The sequence below is a fragment of the Ferdinandcohnia jepli genome, assembly GCF_047246645.1.
Classification (GTDB): domain Bacteria; phylum Bacillota; class Bacilli; order Bacillales; family Bacillaceae_L; genus Ferdinandcohnia.
Window position 1 is genome coordinate 108,611 of record NZ_JBFOKR010000001.1, and the last position, 20,298, is coordinate 128,908.

28 protein-coding genes are annotated in these 20,298 nt (G+C 35.5%); 18 read left to right on the forward strand and 10 right to left on the reverse strand.

Annotated elements, in window-relative coordinates; all coding sequences use genetic code 11:
• Positions 1 to 111: 111 nt before the first annotated feature.
• Genes AB3M96_RS00580 through AB3M96_RS00595 form a run of 4 tightly spaced genes read left to right on the forward strand, consistent with a single transcriptional unit; the run spans position 112 to position 1,782 of the window.
• Complete coding sequence (locus tag AB3M96_RS00580) at positions 112 to 456, forward strand: VOC family protein (RefSeq protein WP_412965606.1); 345 nt, start codon at positions 112 to 114, stop codon at positions 454 to 456.
• A 17-nt stretch (positions 457 to 473) separates the two neighbouring features.
• Positions 474 to 905 carry an NUDIX hydrolase gene (locus AB3M96_RS00585; RefSeq protein ID WP_412965607.1) on the forward strand — a complete coding sequence of 144 codons (432 nt, stop codon included), beginning with the start codon at positions 474 to 476 and terminating at the stop codon, positions 903 to 905.
• A gap of 6 nt (positions 906 to 911) precedes the next feature.
• Positions 912 to 1,460 (forward strand): histidine phosphatase family protein, encoded by a 549-nt coding sequence (locus tag AB3M96_RS00590; protein ID WP_412965608.1) that lies wholly within the window; start codon positions 912 to 914, stop codon positions 1,458 to 1,460.
• A gap of 25 nt (positions 1,461 to 1,485) precedes the next feature.
• Entirely contained in the window at positions 1,486 to 1,782 is a 297-nt protein-coding gene (locus tag AB3M96_RS00595) for a hypothetical protein (RefSeq protein ID WP_412965609.1), read from the forward strand.
• 45 nt (positions 1,783 to 1,827) lie between these two features.
• Here the strand turns inward: AB3M96_RS00595 and AB3M96_RS00600 are convergent, their stop codons facing one another.
• A complete protein-coding gene (locus AB3M96_RS00600) occupies positions 1,828 to 2,232 on the reverse strand; it encodes a hypothetical protein (RefSeq protein ID WP_412965610.1) in 405 nt (134 codons plus the stop codon).
• 125 nt (positions 2,233 to 2,357) lie between these two features.
• Between AB3M96_RS00600 and AB3M96_RS00605 the strand changes: the two genes are divergently transcribed.
• Positions 2,358 to 2,888: an AAA family ATPase gene (locus AB3M96_RS00605; RefSeq protein WP_412965611.1), complete on the forward strand. Its 531-nt coding sequence runs from the start codon at positions 2,358 to 2,360 to the stop codon at positions 2,886 to 2,888.
• Positions 2,889 to 2,986: 98 nt separating this feature from the next.
• Here AB3M96_RS00605 and AB3M96_RS00610 read toward each other — a convergent pair whose 3' ends face one another.
• Entirely contained in the window at positions 2,987 to 3,211 is a 225-nt protein-coding gene (locus AB3M96_RS00610) for a hypothetical protein (RefSeq protein ID WP_412965612.1), read from the reverse strand.
• 191 nt (positions 3,212 to 3,402) lie between these two features.
• Between AB3M96_RS00610 and AB3M96_RS00615 the strand changes: the two genes are divergently transcribed.
• Genes AB3M96_RS00615 through AB3M96_RS00625 form a run of 3 tightly spaced genes read left to right on the forward strand, consistent with a single transcriptional unit; the run spans position 3,403 to position 5,676 of the window.
• Positions 3,403 to 4,221 (forward strand): amino acid ABC transporter substrate-binding protein, encoded by an 819-nt coding sequence (locus AB3M96_RS00615; RefSeq protein WP_412965613.1) that lies wholly within the window; start codon positions 3,403 to 3,405, stop codon positions 4,219 to 4,221.
• Positions 4,222 to 4,246: 25 nt separating this feature from the next.
• Positions 4,247 to 4,909, forward strand: a complete 663-nt coding sequence (locus tag AB3M96_RS00620; protein WP_412965881.1) for an amino acid ABC transporter permease — start codon at positions 4,247 to 4,249, stop codon at positions 4,907 to 4,909.
• A 14-nt stretch (positions 4,910 to 4,923) separates the two neighbouring features.
• A complete protein-coding gene (locus tag AB3M96_RS00625) occupies positions 4,924 to 5,676 on the forward strand; it encodes an amino acid ABC transporter ATP-binding protein (protein ID WP_412965614.1) in 753 nt (250 codons plus the stop codon).
• A gap of 98 nt (positions 5,677 to 5,774) precedes the next feature.
• Here the strand turns inward: AB3M96_RS00625 and AB3M96_RS00630 are convergent, their stop codons facing one another.
• The gene (locus AB3M96_RS00630; protein WP_412965615.1) at positions 5,775 to 6,674 is read right to left on the reverse strand and encodes a 3-hydroxyacyl-CoA dehydrogenase; all 900 of its coding nucleotides are present in this window, start codon (positions 6,672 to 6,674) and stop codon (positions 5,775 to 5,777) included.
• A gap of 189 nt (positions 6,675 to 6,863) precedes the next feature.
• On the opposite strand from AB3M96_RS00630, the gene AB3M96_RS00635 reads away from it, so the two are divergent.
• Together AB3M96_RS00635 and AB3M96_RS00640 are read left to right on the forward strand one after the other, a co-directional pair.
• Positions 6,864 to 7,334 (forward strand): hypothetical protein, encoded by a 471-nt coding sequence (locus AB3M96_RS00635; protein ID WP_412965616.1) that lies wholly within the window; start codon positions 6,864 to 6,866, stop codon positions 7,332 to 7,334.
• Positions 7,335 to 7,415: 81 nt separating this feature from the next.
• The gene (locus AB3M96_RS00640) at positions 7,416 to 8,084 is read left to right on the forward strand and encodes a hypothetical protein (protein WP_412965617.1); all 669 of its coding nucleotides are present in this window, start codon (positions 7,416 to 7,418) and stop codon (positions 8,082 to 8,084) included.
• A gap of 27 nt (positions 8,085 to 8,111) precedes the next feature.
• Here the strand turns inward: AB3M96_RS00640 and AB3M96_RS00645 are convergent, their stop codons facing one another.
• Positions 8,112 to 8,270 (reverse strand): hypothetical protein, encoded by a 159-nt coding sequence (locus AB3M96_RS00645; protein ID WP_412965618.1) that lies wholly within the window; start codon positions 8,268 to 8,270, stop codon positions 8,112 to 8,114.
• 175 nt (positions 8,271 to 8,445) lie between these two features.
• On the opposite strand from AB3M96_RS00645, the gene AB3M96_RS00650 reads away from it, so the two are divergent.
• Together AB3M96_RS00650 and yidC are read left to right on the forward strand one after the other, a co-directional pair.
• On the forward strand, positions 8,446 to 8,739 hold the full coding sequence (locus tag AB3M96_RS00650; RefSeq protein WP_412965619.1) for a DUF5316 domain-containing protein: 294 nt from the start codon (positions 8,446 to 8,448) through the stop codon (positions 8,737 to 8,739).
• A gap of 449 nt (positions 8,740 to 9,188) precedes the next feature.
• Positions 9,189 to 9,974 (forward strand): membrane protein insertase YidC, encoded by a 786-nt coding sequence (gene yidC, locus AB3M96_RS00655; protein WP_412965620.1) that lies wholly within the window; start codon positions 9,189 to 9,191, stop codon positions 9,972 to 9,974.
• Positions 9,975 to 10,056: 82 nt separating this feature from the next.
• Here the strand turns inward: yidC and AB3M96_RS00660 are convergent, their stop codons facing one another.
• Positions 10,057 to 10,500: a GNAT family N-acetyltransferase gene (locus AB3M96_RS00660; RefSeq protein WP_412965621.1), complete on the reverse strand. Its 444-nt coding sequence runs from the start codon at positions 10,498 to 10,500 to the stop codon at positions 10,057 to 10,059.
• Between the two features lie 174 nt (positions 10,501 to 10,674).
• On the opposite strand from AB3M96_RS00660, the gene csaA reads away from it, so the two are divergent.
• Entirely contained in the window at positions 10,675 to 11,004 is a 330-nt protein-coding gene (gene csaA, locus AB3M96_RS00665) for a chaperone CsaA (RefSeq protein ID WP_412965622.1), read from the forward strand.
• A 139-nt stretch (positions 11,005 to 11,143) separates the two neighbouring features.
• Positions 11,144 to 11,587, forward strand: coding sequence for a GNAT family N-acetyltransferase (locus tag AB3M96_RS00670; RefSeq protein ID WP_412965623.1), 444 nt, complete (start codon positions 11,144 to 11,146; stop codon positions 11,585 to 11,587).
• Between the two features lie 90 nt (positions 11,588 to 11,677).
• On the opposite strand, the gene AB3M96_RS00675 is transcribed toward AB3M96_RS00670, so the two are convergent.
• Both AB3M96_RS00675 and AB3M96_RS00680 read right to left on the reverse strand, forming a co-directional pair.
• Complete coding sequence (locus tag AB3M96_RS00675; RefSeq protein WP_412965624.1) at positions 11,678 to 12,025, reverse strand: hypothetical protein; 348 nt, start codon at positions 12,023 to 12,025, stop codon at positions 11,678 to 11,680.
• A 114-nt stretch (positions 12,026 to 12,139) separates the two neighbouring features.
• On the reverse strand, positions 12,140 to 12,385 hold the full coding sequence (locus AB3M96_RS00680; protein WP_412965625.1) for a DUF2164 domain-containing protein: 246 nt from the start codon (positions 12,383 to 12,385) through the stop codon (positions 12,140 to 12,142).
• A 135-nt stretch (positions 12,386 to 12,520) separates the two neighbouring features.
• On the opposite strand from AB3M96_RS00680, the gene AB3M96_RS00685 reads away from it, so the two are divergent.
• Together AB3M96_RS00685 and AB3M96_RS00690 are read left to right on the forward strand one after the other, a co-directional pair.
• Positions 12,521 to 13,090, forward strand: coding sequence for a hypothetical protein (locus AB3M96_RS00685; RefSeq protein ID WP_412965626.1), 570 nt, complete (start codon positions 12,521 to 12,523; stop codon positions 13,088 to 13,090).
• Positions 13,091 to 13,108: 18 nt separating this feature from the next.
• Positions 13,109 to 13,519, forward strand: coding sequence for a hypothetical protein (locus tag AB3M96_RS00690; protein WP_412965627.1), 411 nt, complete (start codon positions 13,109 to 13,111; stop codon positions 13,517 to 13,519).
• Between the two features lie 39 nt (positions 13,520 to 13,558).
• Here AB3M96_RS00690 and guaC read toward each other — a convergent pair whose 3' ends face one another.
• Complete coding sequence (guaC, locus tag AB3M96_RS00695) at positions 13,559 to 14,542, reverse strand: GMP reductase (RefSeq protein WP_412965628.1); 984 nt, start codon at positions 14,540 to 14,542, stop codon at positions 13,559 to 13,561.
• Positions 14,543 to 14,910: 368 nt separating this feature from the next.
• Between guaC and AB3M96_RS00700 the strand changes: the two genes are divergently transcribed.
• A complete protein-coding gene (locus tag AB3M96_RS00700) occupies positions 14,911 to 15,918 on the forward strand; it encodes a metal ABC transporter solute-binding protein, Zn/Mn family (protein WP_412965629.1) in 1,008 nt (335 codons plus the stop codon).
• Positions 15,919 to 15,955: 37 nt separating this feature from the next.
• Here AB3M96_RS00700 and AB3M96_RS00705 read toward each other — a convergent pair whose 3' ends face one another.
• A complete protein-coding gene (locus AB3M96_RS00705) occupies positions 15,956 to 16,888 on the reverse strand; it encodes a metallophosphoesterase (protein ID WP_412965630.1) in 933 nt (310 codons plus the stop codon).
• Positions 16,889 to 17,417: 529 nt separating this feature from the next.
• Between AB3M96_RS00705 and ltaS the strand changes: the two genes are divergently transcribed.
• Positions 17,418 to 19,367, forward strand: coding sequence for a lipoteichoic acid synthase (ltaS, locus tag AB3M96_RS00710; protein WP_412965631.1), 1,950 nt, complete (start codon positions 17,418 to 17,420; stop codon positions 19,365 to 19,367).
• Positions 19,368 to 20,091: 724 nt separating this feature from the next.
• Here the strand turns inward: ltaS and AB3M96_RS00715 are convergent.
• On the reverse strand, positions 20,092 to 20,271 hold the full coding sequence (locus AB3M96_RS00715) for a small acid-soluble spore protein H (RefSeq protein WP_412965632.1): 180 nt from the start codon (positions 20,269 to 20,271) through the stop codon (positions 20,092 to 20,094).
• Positions 20,272 to 20,298 lie beyond the last annotated feature (27 nt).

A 20,298-nucleotide genomic window follows, 5' to 3' on the forward strand; every position in this document is an offset into this window, starting at 1 on the left:
GTGGGGAAGTTCAAGTTTTACCATTGCGGTACGGTGGCCATGAGAAAGCGAACAGGGTACAAAAACTTTTTGAAAAGCCAGTTAGTAAGTAAAAGGAAGTGATTATAGTAGATGATTGAACGAATTGATACAATTTGTCTAAAAGTAAGTAATGTAGATGAAGCGAGTAAGTGGTATCAGGAGAAGCTAGGTTTTAAAGAATCATATAGAGGAAATACATACAGAATCATGAGTATAGGTGAAAGTAGTGTCCCTCTAACAATAGAAGAAGGAGAAGTATCAACTGCAGAAAGTCGTACATATCCTATTTTCTTTACGAAACAGCTTGAGAAGACATACCTGGATTTAAAAGAAAAGGGTGTTTCTGTCGGGCAACTTCAGGTAGATGGAGTTAATAATTTCTTTGATTTTTATGATCTAGACAAGAATAAGTTACAAGTTTGTTTTTGGGAGTAGTAGTGGAGGGAAAACCATTGTTTATCGTAAATGTAGAAGCGGCGATTAGAAAAAAAGACAAGTGGCTTATCATTGAAAGAAGCTTGAAAGAGGAGCATGCAGGTGGAATGCTTTCGCTAGTTGGTGGAAAGGTAGAGCTTGAAGGTAACTCTTCAGACATTTTGGAAAGAACTGTGAGACGAGAAATCTATGAAGAGGTTGGTATTGAAGTAGAGGATGAACTAGTTTACGTTCAAAGTACATCATTTGTTACAGGTTCTGGTGAGCATGTGGTTGATATTGTGTTCTTAGGTCGGTATAAATCAGGTGAGGCATACCCTAAAAGTCCTGATGAGGTGGAAAAAGTCCTTTGGTTAACAACTGAACAAGTTATCGAACACTCAAATTCGCCTGTATTCTTAAAGGACAGCATCAAACGTTCAGAATCTATCTACAATGCTTCTTTTTAATAGGATGTGATCATATTGAAAAAAATATATGTTGTAAGACATTGTGAGGCAATTGGACAAGCACCAGAGGCTCCATTAACAGAGAAGGGTACTCAACAAGCTATACAGCTGGCTGACTTTTTAATGGATAAAAATGTAGAACAAATTCTTGCAAGTCCATATGAACGGGCGATTCAAACGATACAACCACTAGCAAACTCCATACAACATAAAGTAGACACCGACGAACGGCTAATTGAACGAGTACTATGTAGTGAACCTATACCAGACTGGTTTGAAAGATTGAGAGATACATATGAAGATTTTGATTTAAAGTTTTCAGGTGGTGAATCAAGTCGGGAAGCCATGAGTCGTATCGTGGAAGTGGTAGAAGAAGTTTTTGCAAGTAGTGCTAAAACTACTGTTCTTGTCACTCACGGGGGACTCATGTCACTACTTTTACATCACATTGAGAAAAATTTTGGATTTGAGGGGTGGCAAAGCTTACGTAACCCTGACGTGTACCTTTTAGCACGAGATTTTAAGAAAACAACCTACGAACGTATTTGGAAATAGTTACACCTAGAAAAGAGGGATTTCTGTGCTTAAAAAATTGAAAAGAGCTTTATTTGAAAAAGGAAATGTGATTCGGTTCGAATTGGATGATTGGTACAAATGGTACCAAGAACCAGAAAAATTTCACAATGCAGTAGTGACATACCTTGAAAAGGATGGGAAAAAAGTAGAAACAATATCTATTATCACTAATGTAACTAGCAACAAGATATCGACTTTACGAATCGATGGAATTAAATATGAACTTTCCGTTGTGGTAAACCAACCGAATATGGGACCTACACAATCTGTAAAATTAAGTAAGGTAGTAGAGGAATTATAAATAAACACGGGATCATTTTCCCGCGTTTATTTATATATATCAAGTTCAAGTATCCTCTTTTACTTCTAAAATTGTATATATACCAGATTTATAACGATATTTTATGTCATATGTTTCTCCAGCAGTAAACTGAGAGCAAAACTCTTCTACCTTTGATTTATCTTTATGAAGATAGACATAACTACTATAAGGGTCATTGACATTACAGCTATATAGGTCATCTTTATTTTTCTCATTCGGCACAATCGTATCTTGAACAATAATAGTAGCTTCTTTTTCATAAGCTGGTCGAAGCTTGTTAGATATAATGGCTCCTGATATGAATAGTAAACCAACGACACCAAGGATAAGTGCTTTTTTTTGTTCCATTTTTACAAAATACATAAAGATTGAGCAGCCAAGAGCTCCAATTCCAATCGCAAACAGTGCTACTAATAAATAAATATGCATACCATCCCCCCTACTATTATATGAATATTCAGGTTATAATCCATATTATACCATAAATACTATTATTATACTGAAAACGGGTTTACCAATTCGGTGTATATCAAATTAAGTTAACGGAGGACAACATGATACTAATGATAAATGGGGCATTTGGTGCCGGAAAAACAACAGTTGCAACTGAGTTAACAGCTGTTATCGCAAATAGTATGATATACGACCCAGAAGAGGTTGGATACATGCTACGTAACATAATTACAGAAGATATCAAACATCCTGCTGAAAAGACAGGTGATTTTCAAGACTTAGAGTTGTGGAAAATTCTCGTAGTTCAGGTTGCGGAATCTTTGCAGACAACCTACCAAAAGAACTTAATTGTTCCAATGACAATTTATAATAAAGACTATTTTCAGTACATCTTCGGAGGGTTCAAGGAGATCGATGACCAGACACATCACTTTTGTTTAGTTGCAGAAGAAGAAACAATATACAATAGATTAAGAGCAAGAGGAGAAGTTGAAGGGAATTGGTGCTTTCAACAAACCAAAAAATGTGTAGAAGCATTTCAGGATGAGTGCTTTGAGGATCGGATTGTTACAGATGAAATGAGCGTAAAGGAAATAGTAGAGAATATAGTTGGCAAAATATACGTAAAGTGAATGGGGGAAGGAGAGGTTCGAAGCTAAATAGTACCTACTTTACATTTTCCCACATCCTATAGATCTGAAACTACATTAACTAATAAAAAATGAGGGGATTACTCACTGCCGTGGTCCCCTCCGTCATCCTCAGTTTGGCCCTCACCATCAAAGAAATTATTGATTTTATCAACGATGCTTGCCTCCTCTTCCTTCCTCTCATGGGATTGAAAACTCATAAATTCCCGGATAGCGATGGCTTGTTGTTTATCCCTAGAAACAAAGTAATACATAATAATAAGCAGTAGACCAAATAAAAATACAATTCCAATAAATAAAAGCAAAACATACCTCCTTTTATTTGTCTTGCTGAAAGATATGATGATGAGCCGGATTTATTCCAAGGAAAGTATTTTGAGTAACTTAATGAAATTTTTAAAGTCCTTAATTCCTGATTTTCTTAATCATACGAATGAAAATACTAAAATTAGCTAATTCTACCACTATAAACTCAAGATTAAGTGGGGGTTAAAATATGAAGAAACTGTGGGCAATCATGATTTTACTTTTGGTAGTACTGGCTGCATGTGGTACAAATGATGAAAAAAATACCGGAGGCAACGAGGCAAATAATAATGAAGAATCTGCTTCATTATATGATGAAATCAGGGAAAAGGGAGTGTTAACGGTAGGTACAGAGGGGACCTATGCTCCTTTTACATTCCACAATGAAGAGGATAAATTAACAGGTTATGATGTTGAAGTTATAAGAGAAGTGGCCAAACGACTGGATTTAGAAGTAGAATTCCAGGAAACCCAATGGGATTCAATGTTTGCAGGGTTAAATTCAAAGCGTTTTGATTTAATTGCCAACCAGGTAGGAATTAATGAAGACAGGCTTGCTAATTATGACTTTTCAGAACCTTATACATATTCATCTGCTGTTATTGTTGTTCCTACAGATAATGATGTTATCAAATCTTTTGAGGATTTAAAAGGTAAAAAATCAGCCCAATCTCTTACTAGTAATTATGGGGCGATCGCAGAGGAGAATGGTGCTGAACTAGTTGGTGTAGAAGGTTTGGCTCAAGCTATTGAGCTTATAAAGCAAGGTCGTGCAGAAGTAACCGTTAATGATAAATTAGCAGTATTGGACTATGTAAAACAACAAGGAGATGAAAGTATTAAGATTGCCGCTGAATCTGACGACAGGTCAGAGATGGCATTTACATTAAACAAAGGAAATGAAGAGTTGGTAGAAGCTATAAATGAACAATTAGCAGCTATGAGGGAGGACGGCACGTTAGAGAAAATCTCTCAAGAATGGTTTGGTGAAGATGTATCAACTAAGTAGCTTTCTTTATACAATCACCGCTAATATGGAGGGAAGGGAGTTATTCGTAAACTCCCTTGCTCCAATGATTTCAGGTGCCATTCAATACACGATTCCGCTGACCATTATTTCCTTTATCGGGGGTCTACTATTAGCTCTAGCTACTGCGATGATGAGATTGTCAAAATCACGACTGATTCAATTCCCTGCAATTATTTTTGTGTCTGCCATTCGAGGTACACCGCTACTTGTACAATTATTTATCATTTTTTATGGTCTTCCAAATATCGGGGTGAATCTTGATCCATTTTTAAGTGCAACCATTGCATTCATTTTAAATGTTGGAGCATATGCTTCCGAGGTTATCAGAGCATCAATTCTCTCAATCCCGAAAGGCCAATGGGAAGCTGCGTATACAATAGGAATGACGAGAGGAACAGCTCTCCGTAGAATCATTCTTCCACAAGCAGCACGAGTGTCTGTTCCTCCTTTATCAAACTCATTCATCAGTTTAGTAAAAGATACATCTCTTGCATCCTTAGTGTTAGTCGCTGAATTATTTCGCAAAGCACAGGAGATTGCAGCGAGAACATATGACTTTTTATTACTTTATGTGGAGGCAGCACTAATTTATTGGGTTATCTGCTTTCTTTTATCTTTGGGCCAAGCAGTTCTTGAAAAACGTTTTGATCGGTACGTAGCGAGATAGCGGGGTGAAGGTTCATGTATTTAACAATAAGCGGGCTAGCTAAATCATTTGATGATAATCAAGTTTTAAAGAATGTGGACCTATCAATTAATAAAGGTGAAGTATTATCAATCATCGGCCCCTCTGGATCAGGAAAAACTACACTTCTCAGGTGTTTTAATGGGTTAGAGAAACCTGATAGAGGTATGTTTACGTTTGAAAATGGGTTAACCATTAATTTTGAAAACAGAGTTAGTAAGAAAGAAATGATGGAGTTATCAAAAAAGTCTGGAATGGTATTTCAATCGTATAACCTTTTTCCACATAAAACGGCGATTGAGAATGTGATGGAAGGACCGCTGATTGTTCAAAAACGAAACAAATCAGAAGTACGTCAAGAAGCAGAAAGGCTCCTTGAAAATGTAGGTTTAAAGGATAAAATAAATTTTTATCCACATCAGTTATCAGGTGGACAGCAGCAGCGTGTGGGCATTGCTCGTGCACTAGCATTAAAACCGGAACTAATGTTATTTGATGAACCTACTTCAGCACTGGATCCTGAATTAATTGGAGAAGTACTAACTGTCATAAAGGAACTAACGAGAGAAAACTGGACGATGATCATTGTAACTCATGAAATACAGTTTGCCAGTGAAGTTTCAGATAAGGTTTTATTTATGGATGGCGGGTATATAGTGGAACAAGGGACTCCAGAAGAAGTTCTGAAGGTACCTAAAGAAGAAAGAACGAAACAATTTTTGCAACGGATTTTAAAGCCGGTATTGTAAAAGAAAAACGCTTAGTAGTTGATGAACTGCACCCCAATTGTTGGACACTACCTAACAAATTGGAGGTGCAGTTTTTCTACTAAGCGTTTTTACTATGATTAGCTTTTTAAGAAGTCTGAGGCCATAAAACTTGGGTTCGGGTATTTATAGAATCCTTCACCTGTTTCTCTTCCTAATCTACCTTTATCAATGTATTCCGTTTTTAACAGTTCTGCGAGCTTTTTAAAGTTTTCGTTACCAGATGCCTGCGCTTTTGCAGATGTAATATTGTAGGCGGTTGTTACTCCAACGACGTCTAATATAGCAAACGGTCCGAGTGGTGCACCGGTTGCTACCATCCATGTTTTATCTATCGTTTCCACATCAGCCACTTCTTTCACTAATAGCATTTGAGCAGCTTCTAAAAAGGGAACAAGTAAAGAATTTAGTATGTAACCAGGTTGTTCTTTATGCAATGGTAAAGCAACCATTCCTAGAGCTTTTGCAAACTCAACCACTTTATTAAAAACTTCCATATCTGTGCCTGGATGCTTCATGATTTCAGCTGTATTGTTTCTCCAGATTTCATTCGCAAAATGTAGTGCTAAGAATTTTTCTGGTCGACCAGTGGCTTCAGCAAACTGACTTGGTAAAAGGGTCGAAGAGTTAGTGGCAAAAATCGTTTTTTCAGGAGCAACCTCTCCTAATTGTTTATAAAAGTCTGTTTTAATACCAACTACTTCAGGTACAGCCTCAATAACAAGATCAGCATTCGCAACAGCCTGTGCTAAATCACTATAAAACGTAATTAGGTCATAAGCAGAATTGACGTACTCTTCAGAAGCACCTAAATCTTTTTGATAGCGCGGTTTTAGTTTTGAAATTCTATCTTTTGCTTTTTCGATCGCTTCATCATTGATGTCATACACAGAAACCTGAAATCCTTTAAATGCGGCTTGAAAGGCAATCTGACTTCCTAACACACCACTACCTGCAACGGTGATATTTTTAAAGTTCATATCAATTCTCCTTTTCCTTTAACTGTAAACTACTCTTTTAGTATATACAAACCATGCAAAAAGGATAAAGAGATTAGTACTATAAAAGTAGTTTTTCTAAAATATAGTGTGAATTCAAATGAATTAGACTATTTAAGTTGTTTTAATGGTAAAATCTAATGAAATAAATTGAATACTTTGAGGTGCTTCATGAAAAAGAAAAAACATGTCTTAATTGGCATTTTTATTGCTCTTGCTTTGTTAATGGCTACACGCTTTTTTGATAGAGAAGTTTGGGAAGAGAACGCATCTGCTTTAAGCGATTCTTTTGAGATAATCAGTGGCAAAGAGGCGCTTATTGAAGACTTATCTGATTGGACAAAGTTTGAATGGGATACATTGTACAGTTTTGCACCATATACACCAAAGGAAACCATTTATGAGACCGTTGGTTACAAATGGGATGAAATAAGTGAAACTGTTAATGAAGGCATGAATCAGCTAGTGTTTATTCATGATGGAAAGGTTGTTTGCTATCTCTATGGTTATCCCGAAAGAAATAAAATAAGCTTTAATTTTGGTAGTTATGAGGGCAGTTATATTACATTATCAGCTGCAGAGGAACTTGCTTTCAACATGACGGTTGTAGATGAAGTCAAGTATCTTGAATATATTAAATAAAATCGAAGAAATTTGAAGGTGGGGATTTACATTAACCTTTTAATTAAAAAGTCACTCTTTCTTTTGGTATGTTTATTTATTATGATGAGCCCAAGGGCATTTGGTAGTTTATATACACCAATTACATATGAAGAAATGGTAGAAAAAGCAGATTTGATCATTATCGGTAAAAACGTAAAAGAAGTAGGTACCAAAGTTGAAAAAGCAGTAGTAGATGAAGGGGAATTCGAATTGGGATATACTGAGTGGGAACTTGAAGTTATCTCGTATTTAAAAGGGAATTACCAAGGTTCGACTATTACCATTTCTACTCCTGGAGCTAAAATTACTGATGAAAAATCAGGTTACTTTAGGGAAACTGTTGGCTATCGAATCGATAACACAATTAAAAGTATGGAAGAAGGATTAGTCACAAAAGTCGATGAAATCTTATTCTTTTTGGAAGAAAGAAATGGCTCCTATTTTACCATGCATCCAGACAGTTTTATGCCAATAAATTTAATAAACTGGAAAGAGAATATAATTGATGAAATAAATAGTGAGGACGTAGATCCAACTTTTATTGAGGGAACTGAATTTCTACAAACATATTTGAAGGAAACTCCGCAATACTCGCCTGATGGAATACTACTTAACTCTAAACAAAATTTTTGGTATTACTCCTTTATTGGAGTTATTCCACTAAGTTTGATTATATGGAAATTTGCTCAAAGGAGAAAAGTAATTTTAAAATCAAATATTCAAGACTAGGAAAGATTGGATTAGTTCCAATCTTTTTTATTCATTTTGTTTCTTATTTTGTTTGTAGATGTATTCAATCATTTTCATTGTGCGGCTTCCCTGAACCATTATGACAATTGTATAAATTGTTGTTAGTATCACACCTAGGATAGCAATCCAAAATAATGTCGTAATTTTTGTTTTTCTACTAAGCAAAACTGATACCTCCGATTTATTATAATAATCATATGTTTTGCATCAATTATGAGAATATCCTGCGGAGGACGAAATTGTTTGAATATAATTATGGTAAATCTTCCAATATTTGAATCTTTTTTATTAACAGTACGTAAGAAATTATAATAAATGTTTTTAAAGGAGTGGAACAACTGTGAAAAAATCACTAGGGATTGGGTTTTTGACACTAGGTATTTCCACCATAATTGCAGTTTTGTTACAAGACATAAGCCTATACTATAAAATATCGGGTGGTATAGGAATTGGAGCATTAATTTTATCAGGAGTTACTTTTGGAGCATTTATCAGTGGTGACCGAATGAGAGCAAATTATTACTCAGAGGAAAAAAGTGAAAGAGAAAAACGAGTAAAAACCGCAACCAACTTCTTTTTAGCAGGTCTCCCAAATATTATAGGATCAATATTGTTTTATATGAGATTTCATTGAGAGTGTAAATTTCTATATAAGCCATTTCTATGAGAATACATTGTAATTGGCAGAAACTGATTTTTGTTAGATTCCCAGTTTTCATGTATAGTAATAGTATCGTTTTTTTGAGTGGGGTGAAACTATGTTGTTTGAAGTTCTATTTCTCGATTTGGATATGAATACACTGTTTACACTAAACGTAAGCATATGCATAGGTATATTGTTAAGTTTGGTGTTTGTACACAGGACGGAACTTGCTTTTGGTGCTCCATTTACAACTAATACAGATATTCAATATAGTGTACCCCAAAAAGATAATAAAAATAGCAGTTTGTTAATTCAGTACTTTATAACAAAGAGAATAACAAAATCTATACGAAATAAAGTATTCACGAATGATGATGCTGAAAGTTCTGTTTCCTCTTATTTTTAACAGTTTTATTTGAACTTTAAGGAGGAAACAAGGGATGCGTCGTGCAACAACGAAACTCTTTGCACTTTTATTATTACTTTCAGTAGTTCTAACCGGGTGTGGAGTTAATTCGAGTAATCAAAAAGAAGGTTTCTTTACACATTATGTAGTAGATCCTTTTACTACACTTATAAACTTTATTGCAGATACATTTGATGGCAGTTATGGGATAGCGATTATTATCGTAACGATTATGCTGCGTTTGGTTATGATGCCATCCATGTTAAAACAATACAAGAACCAAGCAATAATGAAAGAAAAGATGGAACTATTAAAACCAGAGATGGAAATCATTCAGAATAAATTGAAGTCAGAAACAGACCCTAAAAAGAAGCAGGAATTACAGCAAGAAATGATGGGGCTTTATCGAAAGCATGGGGTAAATCCATTAAATATGGGATGTTTACCATTGCTAATTCAAATGCCTATTTTAACTGGCTTATATTATGCTATTCGTGGTTCAGAAGAAATTTCTCATCATACATTTTTATGGTTTAGTCTAGGGCATTCGGACTTACTATTAACGATAATTGCAGGGGTAATTTATTTCATACAATTTAAAGTGTCCCAAGTAAATATGACACCAGAACAAAGGAACCAGATGAAATTTATGGGGTTATTATCTCCGATTATGATTGTCTTTATTTCATTGAACGCACCAGCAGCCCTTCCACTTTACTGGGTAGTTGGTGGTACCTTCTTAACAATCCAAACACTTATTGGCAAACGCATGTATCAAAATAAAAAAACAGAAACTTTAGTAGAAAATAAGCAAGCATAACCAAAAGGTCAATCTCGGTTTATTACAGAGATTGACCTTTTTTTAGCTGCGACAAATGGTGGGTAGGAATCGCATTTTTTCTTTAGGAGAGGTCTTTATACATAATAATATGCGGACCAATGGGTGGGTAATCAAACACATCTCCATGTGGTGAAAAGCCAAGTCTACTATAGTATTCTTGTACAGATGTCCTTCCCTTACACCATAAAAAATGAACACCTTTTTCTTTTATCGTGTTTTCTGCAAAGGTTACTACACTCTTTCCAGCACCTAACTTGCGATACTTTTCAAGGGTAGCCATAGCTCGTAATCGGTATTGTCCTTCAATCTCAAAATCAGGGTTTTTTTCAAGATTAAATGAGGCAATACTTATGAGTAGTTTACCTTGGAAATATGCCCCAACGTGGAATGTGCCTTCCTGATGATCAGTATCATATTTGCAGTCTTCAAGTGTTTGGTGTGGACGGAGAACTTGATGCCGAAATTCATAGATTATCTCTGGATCAACTTTTCTAATCTCTATCATATAATGGCTCCATTCTTTATAATGATATATAATAATTCTTGATAAATTTTCCAATTCCTTCTTAGTCAAAATGTTGTTGCTCTGGACCGAGGAAAAGATTTAATAACGAATTCGGGAATTATTGGTTATTGTTTTTGAAAAACCTTTAAAATAAATAAGGAGTGGTAGATAATTATGGCTACAATAGAAGATTTTTTAAAGCTAGATATTCGTGTTGGTACTGTTATGAAGGCGGAGCCTTTTCCTGAAGCCCGAAAACCAGCAATTAAGCTGGAAATAGATTTTGGAGAGATAGGAATCAAGCAAACCTCTGCTCAAATAACCAAAAGATATGAGCCTGAACAATTAATTGGCAGACAGGTAGTAGCAGTCGTAAACTTTCCCCCAAGACGAATAGCGGGGTTCAAATCTGAGGTATTGGTTATTGGAGGTGTTCCAGAAGAAGGTGATGTTGTGCTTCTACAACCAGATACCACCATTCCAAATGGAACATCGATCGCTTAAACGAGTAATAATATGGATAACGTTTTGTAAACTTGCAGTTAATGCAATATGCGAGTTTATTCCGTGCCTATTAACACATTTCTGGTTAGTTTAACGTTACGTTTTGTAGTTTCGTTTGTAGATTCAGGAGGTAATACATATGGAAATTAGACAAGCAAAACTCGAAGACATAATAGCTTTATACTATTTAATGAGATCTTACATCGTTGATTTTTATAAGATGCCTGAACCGGATGAAGATGAATTAAAAGGATTAATTGAACATTTACTGGATCATCCGGAAAGTGGACTTCAATTTGTTGCAGAGGAAAATGGGGAACTACTTGGCTTTTCCACTTTGTATTTTACATTTAGTACGCTTAGTGTAAAGAGACAGGCAATCTTAAATGATTTGTTTGTTGTTCCGGCAGTAAGAGGAAAGAAGATTGGGGAGAAGCTGTTCCAACGAAATGTTGATTACATCAGAGAACATGGTTTTTCTTCCATGACTTGGGAAACGTCAAAGGATAATCTCGTTGCACAGTCTCTTTACAAAAAGATGGGTGGCACACTGTCGGAATGGTTGGTGTATGAAATAAAATAGTTTCCAAGTAAAGCTGAAGATAACCTGTTTGGTTGGTCTCCAGCTTTATTGTTGGTAATGAGACATTAATAATTGAGGTAGTAAAACTATTTATGGCTGCCTTCGAAGTGTCAAGGCTTTATTCTTGTTAAATGAAAATCCAAGTAATCCACTAACTAAGAACAACATACTTATTGCCCATAATAATCCAGCAACCCCTAAACGCAAAGAAATCTCCTCTGAAGCCATCGGGTGGTTAACATCAAAGCGTAACGCTTGCAATGCTTGATAAATCGCCAAACTGAAAACAACTAAAAAGCCTACTATAAATCCATACGCTACTCTAAATGGTTTATTCCTTTTTGAAATAAATAAGGAAAGTACCACTATAAATGTTATAGCCATAACTACTGTAAAACCGCTAGTTAGCATTCCCATTGTTTCCGGTTCCATTGGCAATTCTAATTCCTCCCTTTTTATCTACTATGAAAAAGTATACCATATTTTACCATAATGTGTTTGCTAATAGTAGATATAGTTATGAGAGGGAAGGTGAACGAACCAGCATCCACTTTATCTTTTAATAGGTCGTTCTAAAGTTAATATTTCTTCTTCAAGAGACCCAAATTGTTGCTCAACAACATGCTTAACATCATGAACGGCCGCATTATAAAAATGCGGAGCAAGTTTTTCCTTCACAAAATGGAGAAACTGTTCAGCTGCAAACTCTGTTATTTCTTCATCCCTCTCAAGAGAAAAGAAAACTTGTATATCTGAAATCATAAGCTGTTGCTGTTCTTTGGTAAGTTTTATAAACATAACTGTAATCCTCCTAATATTGGATACCTTAACCTTATCCATATTTTATTTAAAATAAAAGAGTTTATTTTTTCAGTACGATATGTCTTTAATTGTGTTAAAATTTAGAAAATAGGTCGAAAGGGGGAGGATGTAGTGAATCTACTAGAGGTAAAACGTATGAGGCGCAAGCAAATAATTGTATTGAACAGCATTGTATTAACTGCCTTCTTGATTTATTTCATTATAATTCATCTATTCGAAGTTACATTCACTAGTTTTTTTACGGTTTTTGGTGTTTTAGTAATGATTCAAGCTATTACTCTGATCATAAAAAGTAAGTCTACTAAATCAATTTTTCCTATCATTGAAAAGGTATATATCTACGAAAAAGAAAAAATGGGTAATGAATGGGTAAAACAACGAAGAATCGGTGCCTATATAAATCTATTACTTGGCTGTATATTGTTTTTAAATGCATACTCTAGTGCTGGAGTAGAAGACAACTACATGAAGATAAACCCTTTCCTACTGGTCGCAGCAGTGATATTTCTATGTTTATTAAATGTTACATTGCATTTACATAATAGAAAAATTGATAACTCCACACAAAGAAATCTAAAAGGGTATAGCTGGAAGTTCCTTCTAATTTCATTATTTGCAGGATTAGGATTGGGAGCTGTTATTATAATAGGAACATTCTATTTTATTATTACAACTGTCTAGCCTACAGGAGGGAAGTACTTGAAAAAGAGAAAACTATTTTTTATTGGTGTACCTTTGTTATTGGCGCTTTTATATACATTTACGTACTTACCGCATAATGTAATAAAAATTGAACCAGAAGAAGTCTCAAAAATAACTATTTTTGATGGGAGCTCTGGTTATGACATTGAAATTACAGACAAAGATGAAATAAATCATATAATTACTAATCTTAATAATGTTATTTTTAAAAAAGGGAAAATATCCGCTGGATACTTGGGATATAGATTTAATACAACCATATACGATGAACAGGGAGAACCTTTACAAGAACTCATCATCAACGCTGAAGATACAATACGTTATAAAGGATTCTTTTACACAACCCATAAAAATACAATCGATTACGATTATATTGATGAATTGTTTGCCAAACAGGATAAGCAGTAGAAAAAGAGAGTGTTTCCACCTGGAAACACTCTTACCTTATTAATAGATTCTGTCACCATTAAAGATTGAATTTTTTACAATAACATAGTCTACATGACGAATTGATTCTAGTTTGGTTCCACCAGCGTAGGAGATAGAGGATTGAAGATCTTGCTCCATTTCTCGTAACGTATCAACCAATGAGCCTTTGTGCTCAACATGAATTTTCTTTCCTTCAACGTTTTTCTTCTCACCTTTTTGGAATTCAGAAGCTGAACCAAAGTATTCCTTGAAAAGCTTTCCATCTTTTTCTATTGTTTCACCAGGTGATTCTTCATGACCAGCAAATAGTGATCCAATCATCACCATTGTCGCACCGAAACGGATTGATTTCGCGATATCCCCGTGTGTTCGGATTCCACCATCCGCAATAATCGGTTTGCTGGCAGCCTTGGCACACCAACGAAGTGCAGCTAATTGCCATCCACCAGTTCCGAATCCTGTTTTGATTTTTGTAATACATACCTTACCAGGTCCAATACCAACCTTTGTTGCATCTGCACCAGCATGCTCTAATTCTCTTACAGCTTCAGGTGTTCCAACATTTCCAGCAATAACAAAACTTTCAGGTAAATGCTGTTTAATATGCTTAATCATGTTGATTACAGCATTTGAATGTCCATGTGCAATATCAATTGTAATAAATTCTGGTGTAAGCTGCTCTTCTGCTAATTGTTGAACAAATACATATTCTTCTTCTTTTACTCCAACAGAAATAGAAGCGATTAATCCGCGTGATTTCATATCTTTAATAAAATTTATACGTTTTTCTGGTTCGAAACGATGCATGATATAGAAATAGCCATTTTCAGCTAAATATGTTGCGATTCTTTCATCAATAATTGTCTGCATGTTTGCAGGTACAACCGGGAGCTTAAACGTATACCCACCTAATGTAACAGTGGTATCACACTCTGATCTGCTATTTACAATACATTTTGCAGGAATTAATTGAATATCTTCATAATCAAATACGTTTTCCAAAAGTCAACACCCCTAAATCCGAATATTAAAATCAACTATAAATAGTAATGTTCGTACATTACGTAATTTACATCATTTTTTACTGTATGTCAAAGTTTTTTGAATATATTGTGGAAATATAGGAGATTATTAAAGCGAATATTTTTTACTTGCCATAGTTACAAAAAGATGCTAAATTAACAAGTGGAGTAAATGCAAATCGTAAGTATTACGATTTAAAAACAAATCGCATATTTTTGGTGCTAGAAAAATAGTGTAATAACTTTTTTGTTATTACAATAAATATAACTTGTAAATCGAAATCGTTATGATTTAGGAGATTGGTAATTTGTAAATCGTAATTATTACGAGAAATAGAGGGAGATAAAATGAAAAAAACAGCACTGTGGGTTGCGTTTCTACTAATTTTAGTGTTTCTGTATGGATGCAGTAGTGATAAGAGTCCTGCGGGGGATGAAGATAAAAATGAATCTGCATTACAGGTATACACAACAATTTTTCCGGTCCAAGATTTTACTGAGAAGATTGGTAAAGAACATGTAAACGTGGAAAGTGTATATCCACCTAATGTGGATGCTCATTCATATGAGCCATCAACTAGATTAATGACGAAAATAGCTAGTGCAGACGCTCTTATCTATAATGGAGCAGGGATCGAAGGATTTGTAGATGCTGCAGCGAAGGCATTAGAAAAAGAAGATGTGAAAATTTATAAAGCATCTGAAGGAATTGAAATGCTTAGTGGAAGCATTGAGCATTCTCATGAAGAGGAAGATTCTCATAATCACGAAGAAGAAGCTCATGATCACGAAGAAGATGCTAATAATCACGATGAGGAAGAAAGCCATAACCATGGTGACGCTGATCCGCATGTTTGGTTAGACCCAATTCGAGCGATTACAATTGCCGAAAATATTAAGAATGCTCTATCCGAATTAAAGCCTGATGCAGCAGCTGAATTCGAAGAAAATTATCTAGAACTAAAACAAGAGTTAGAAAGCTTGGATGCGGAATACACAGAAGCAATTAACCTATCATCTAAGAAAGAGATCTTGGTCGCACATGCTGCTTATGGATATTGGGAGCGGTACGGTATTGAGCAGTATTCCATTACAGGAATGTCACCAACACAAGAACCTACACAAAAAAAGTTAACAGAAATTATTGAAACGGCGAAGGAACATGATATTCGTTATATTATCTTCGAACAGAATATCACAAGTAAGGTTGCAGATGTCGTGAAGGACGAAATAGGTGCAGAAGTACTACACTTGAGTAACTTGGAATCAATTACTGAAGAAGACATTAACAACAACGAAGATTATTTTAGCATGATGAGAAAAAATCTAAAAACACTAAAAAAAGCACTTAACTAAGATAAGGAAGAAGCACCCTAGTGGCTAGGGTGCTTCTTTATTTTGATCCAAACTCAATATTAATCACAAAAATTTCAGATCGAGTTCCAATTCGAAGAGGAGGACCCCATGTTCCGAAACCTGAAGAAACAAGAGAATACATTTGTTCCTTTTGTAAAAGGCCATAATCATTTTCAAAAATAGCATTTGTAATCAGGTTCCCAGGAAACACTTGACCGCTATGGGTATGTCCTGAAAGTATCACATCGACCCCGTTTTTCTGAGCCAGATCAAGCTCATTAGGCTGATGGTCAAGCATAATAAGTGGTTTTGTTGGATCCAAAGCATCAACCAGGTCACTAATCTTTATTCGACTATCATCTGTGTCATCATTTCGACCAGTTAGATAAATTTCATTTTCAATCATAATCGTTTCATCTGTTAACATTTCGACTCCAAGGCTTTCCATCGTTTCAACAATTTGCTCGTCGTCATTACCGTAATAGTCATGATTCCCCAGGGTGGCGTATACTCCAAGAGGGGCCTTCACTTGTTTCAATACTTCTCCCATGTTATCAGCAAGAAACGGTTCAATATGGTCATCAATTAAGTCACCTGGAATTAGTACCAAATCAGGTTGAATTGAATCAACAAGATCTACAAATCTTTGTAAATGAGGTTTCCCAACAATAGGACCTAAATGGAAATCAGATGCCATAACAATTTGAAGATTTTCACGTTCAATATCCTTATCGATGGTTATATCGTAGGTTCTGACTATAGGACTCCAAGCGTTATAAGTACCGACGAAAATCATAATTAAATAGACTGCTAGAACTCCATATCCAATCCAACGTATTCCTCTTTTCTTCAACAAAAGATAAAGCAAAGTTGAGAGCGGAAAAAGCAACAAGCCGTAGCCAGTAAGGAGCAGCCAGTAATAACCGATCGTTTGTAAAACAGCAGAAGATGTAGCATAACCTACAAACATTGACAAAGATAAAACCAGGATTATAAGATTATATGTCTTCTTATACCGAAATGAAAAGGATTTCTTTAGCCAAAACCAGCCAGAATATCCAAAGTAAAAACACATACCCCCATAAAGCAAAATAAAAATCGAAATTGTAAGTAAAAACATATTTTTAGATGCCTTTCTTCATATAATGGTTTTCCTATTATTTTAGTATAGGGAAAACTCGATTGTTTTCATATATAAATGCTTATATTTTTGGGTGAGTTGGTAATAATTAAAGAGGTAATTTGAGAGATGTTTTTTAAAAGCTTTTTGGAGATGGATTGGTTGCGTTTTCATGCAAAAAGTGTCGAATTCGGTATATTGAATAGGGCTTGACTTTTAATAAAAAGAGAGTAAAGTAGATTCATGTGTTGGATATGTAAATTTATTTTCTAACTTTGTTAATAATTTGTTCACATTTACTTGATAAACTATTTACTAGGTTAATTGACATATAAACGTATAAAGAATAATCAACGTAGATTTAAAGGTAGGTGCAATTATGAATAACTTTCAAAAACGTAGTCAAAGTATTTTTTCAAAATATGTTGGCTTTTTCTTATTAGCAGTTTTCTTATTATGGATAAAAACTTATATTTCTCAATTAACTGAGTTCAATTTAGGCATTGATAACTCACTTCAGACATTCTTATTGTTTCTGAACCCACTTGGTTCATCGTTATTATTTTTAGGCTTTGCATTTTTCTTTAAAGGCAAAAAGAAATATATTTGGTTGCTTATCAACTATTTTCTTCTTTCGTTTTTATTATATGCAAATATCTTATATTACCGCTTTTTTAGTGACTTTATAACGTTACCGACATTGTTTCAAACACAAAACTTTGGTGATGTAAGTGGTAGCGTACTTTCGCTCTTAAAACCATACGATATCCTGTTCTTTGTTGATTGGCTTGTTTTAGTTGCATTAGTTGCAACTAAATTTGTGAAAATCGAAATGAAAGATATGAAACGTGCAAAAGTGGGAATATTGTTCGCAGTTTCAATTTTAATCTCTGTTGCGAACTTAGCACTTGCTGAAATAGATCGTCCACAGCTTCTAACTCGTGGATTTGATCGTCACTATATTGTGAAGTATCTTGGCATGTATAATTACACGATTTATGATGCTGTTCAAAGTACGAAGGCTTCTACTCAACGTGCAATGGCTGACAGTAACGATAGCACAGAAGTAATTAACTATACAAAAGCAAACTATGCAGCTCCAAATCCAGAATACTTTGGTGCTGGTAAAGGAATGAATGTGATTTATCTTCACCTTGAATCCATTCAAAACTTCCTAATTGATTATGAATTAAACGGTGAAGAAGTAACACCATTTTTAAATTCATTAACAGAAGAAGAGAATACACTTTACTTTGATAACTTCTTCCATCAAACAGCTCAAGGTAAAACAGCTGATGCCGAATTTATCTTAGAAAATTCATTATATGGTTTACCACAGGGTTCAGCCTTCACTACGAAGGGGCTAAACACGTACCAAGCTGCGCCTGCAATTTTAGGTCAACAAGGTTACACTTCTGCAGTATTCCACGGAAACTCAGGTAGTTTCTGGAATCGTAACGAAATCTATAAATCGTTTGGTTATGATCATTTCTTTGATTCTAGCTACTACGATATGAATCCTGAGGACCTTGCAGAGTATGGCTTAATGGATAAACCGTTTTATGAGCAATCTTTTGAGTTATTAAAGACATTACAACAACCGTTTTATACAAAATTTATAACTGTAACGCATCATTACCCATACTTGCTTGATGAAGAGGACGCAACAATTGATCCTCATACAACTGGTGACCGTTCAGTAGACCGTTATTTCCAAACTGCTCGTTATGCTGACGAAGCACTTGAGCAATTTTTTACAGACTTAAAGGAATCAGGTCTTTATGACAACTCCATCATTGTCATGTATGGTGACCATTACGGTATTTCTGAAAACCATAATAGAGCAATGACACAAGTGCTAGAAAAAGAAGAAATCACAGCGTTTGATAATGCTTCTTTACAGCGTGTTCCATTGTTCATTCGTGTACCTGGTATGGAGGGTGGCGTAAACCATGAATATGGTGGTCAAATCGACCTTTTACCTACACTTCTACACCTTTTAGGTACTGATACAAAAGATTATGTTCAATTTGGAACTGATTTATTATCAGAGCAACATGACGAAGTCGTACCATTCCGTAATGGAGACTTTGTAAGTCCGACAATTACTTCAGTGGATGGTAAGTTCTATGATTCAACAACAGGTCTTGAAATGGACGAAAATGCAATTGCGTTACGATATCAAGACATCGTTGAAGAAAAACTAGCTACTTCAGATAAAGTAGTAAACGGAGATCTACTTCGTTTCTATGCACCAGACGGGTTTACTCCAGTAGATCGTTCACAATATAAATACAATGAAACAGATGAAGTAGAAACTGAAGAGTAAGTTGAAAGCTACCTGAGAGAGATCCTTGGGTAGCTTTTTTCTTGAAAAAAAAGATTATGGTGGGGAGTATTTTGTCATTTATGACCTAGTTTGGCATGTCTAATCGCCCGAGAAATTGGTACGAGCAAGAGTTCGGTCGATAAGAACGTGTCTAACTGCCCGAGAAAACAGAATAAGTAAGACCTCGGTCGATAAGAACGTGTCTAACTGCCCGAGAAATTGGAACAAGTAAGAGTTCGGTCGATATGAACGGTTCTAACTGCCCGAGAAAACGGAACAAGCAAGAGTTCGGTCGATAAGACCGGTTCTAACTGCCCGAGAAATCGAAACAAGCAAGAGTTCGGTCGATAAGACCAGGTCTAACTGCCCGAGATAGAGGAACAAGCGGGAGTTCGGTCGATAAGACTGGGTCTAACTGTCCGAGAAAGAGGAATAAGCAGGAATTCGGTCGATAAGAAGGAGTCTAACTGCCGAGAAAGAGGAGCAAGCGAGAGTTTGGTCGATAAGAGCGAGTCTATCTGCCCGAGAAAGAGGAGCAAGCGAGAGTTGGGTCGATAAGACCGAGTCTAACTGCCCGAGAAATAGTAGCAAGCGGAATTCGGTCGATAAGAACGAGTCTAACTGCCCGAGAAAGCAGAACAAGCCAAAGTTCGGTCGATAAGACTAAATCTAACCGACCGAAAGTGTTCACGGCGTAGTATTCCAGTCGAAAAAACAGACAGTATTAATTTTCTTCAAGACTAGTGACAGGTACTTCCTGTTCATTTTGTGGTTCATCAAGCGGGAAAATCCGTGCCGATTCCTTTTGCTCATCGACATGTTGAATATACACTTGGATGCCATTGTATGTAACACTCGCTAGTTCAGGTGAAGCTGCGATTTCTTGTGCACGTTGGATATTCATTATTTTACCTCCTTGGTAATTGTGACA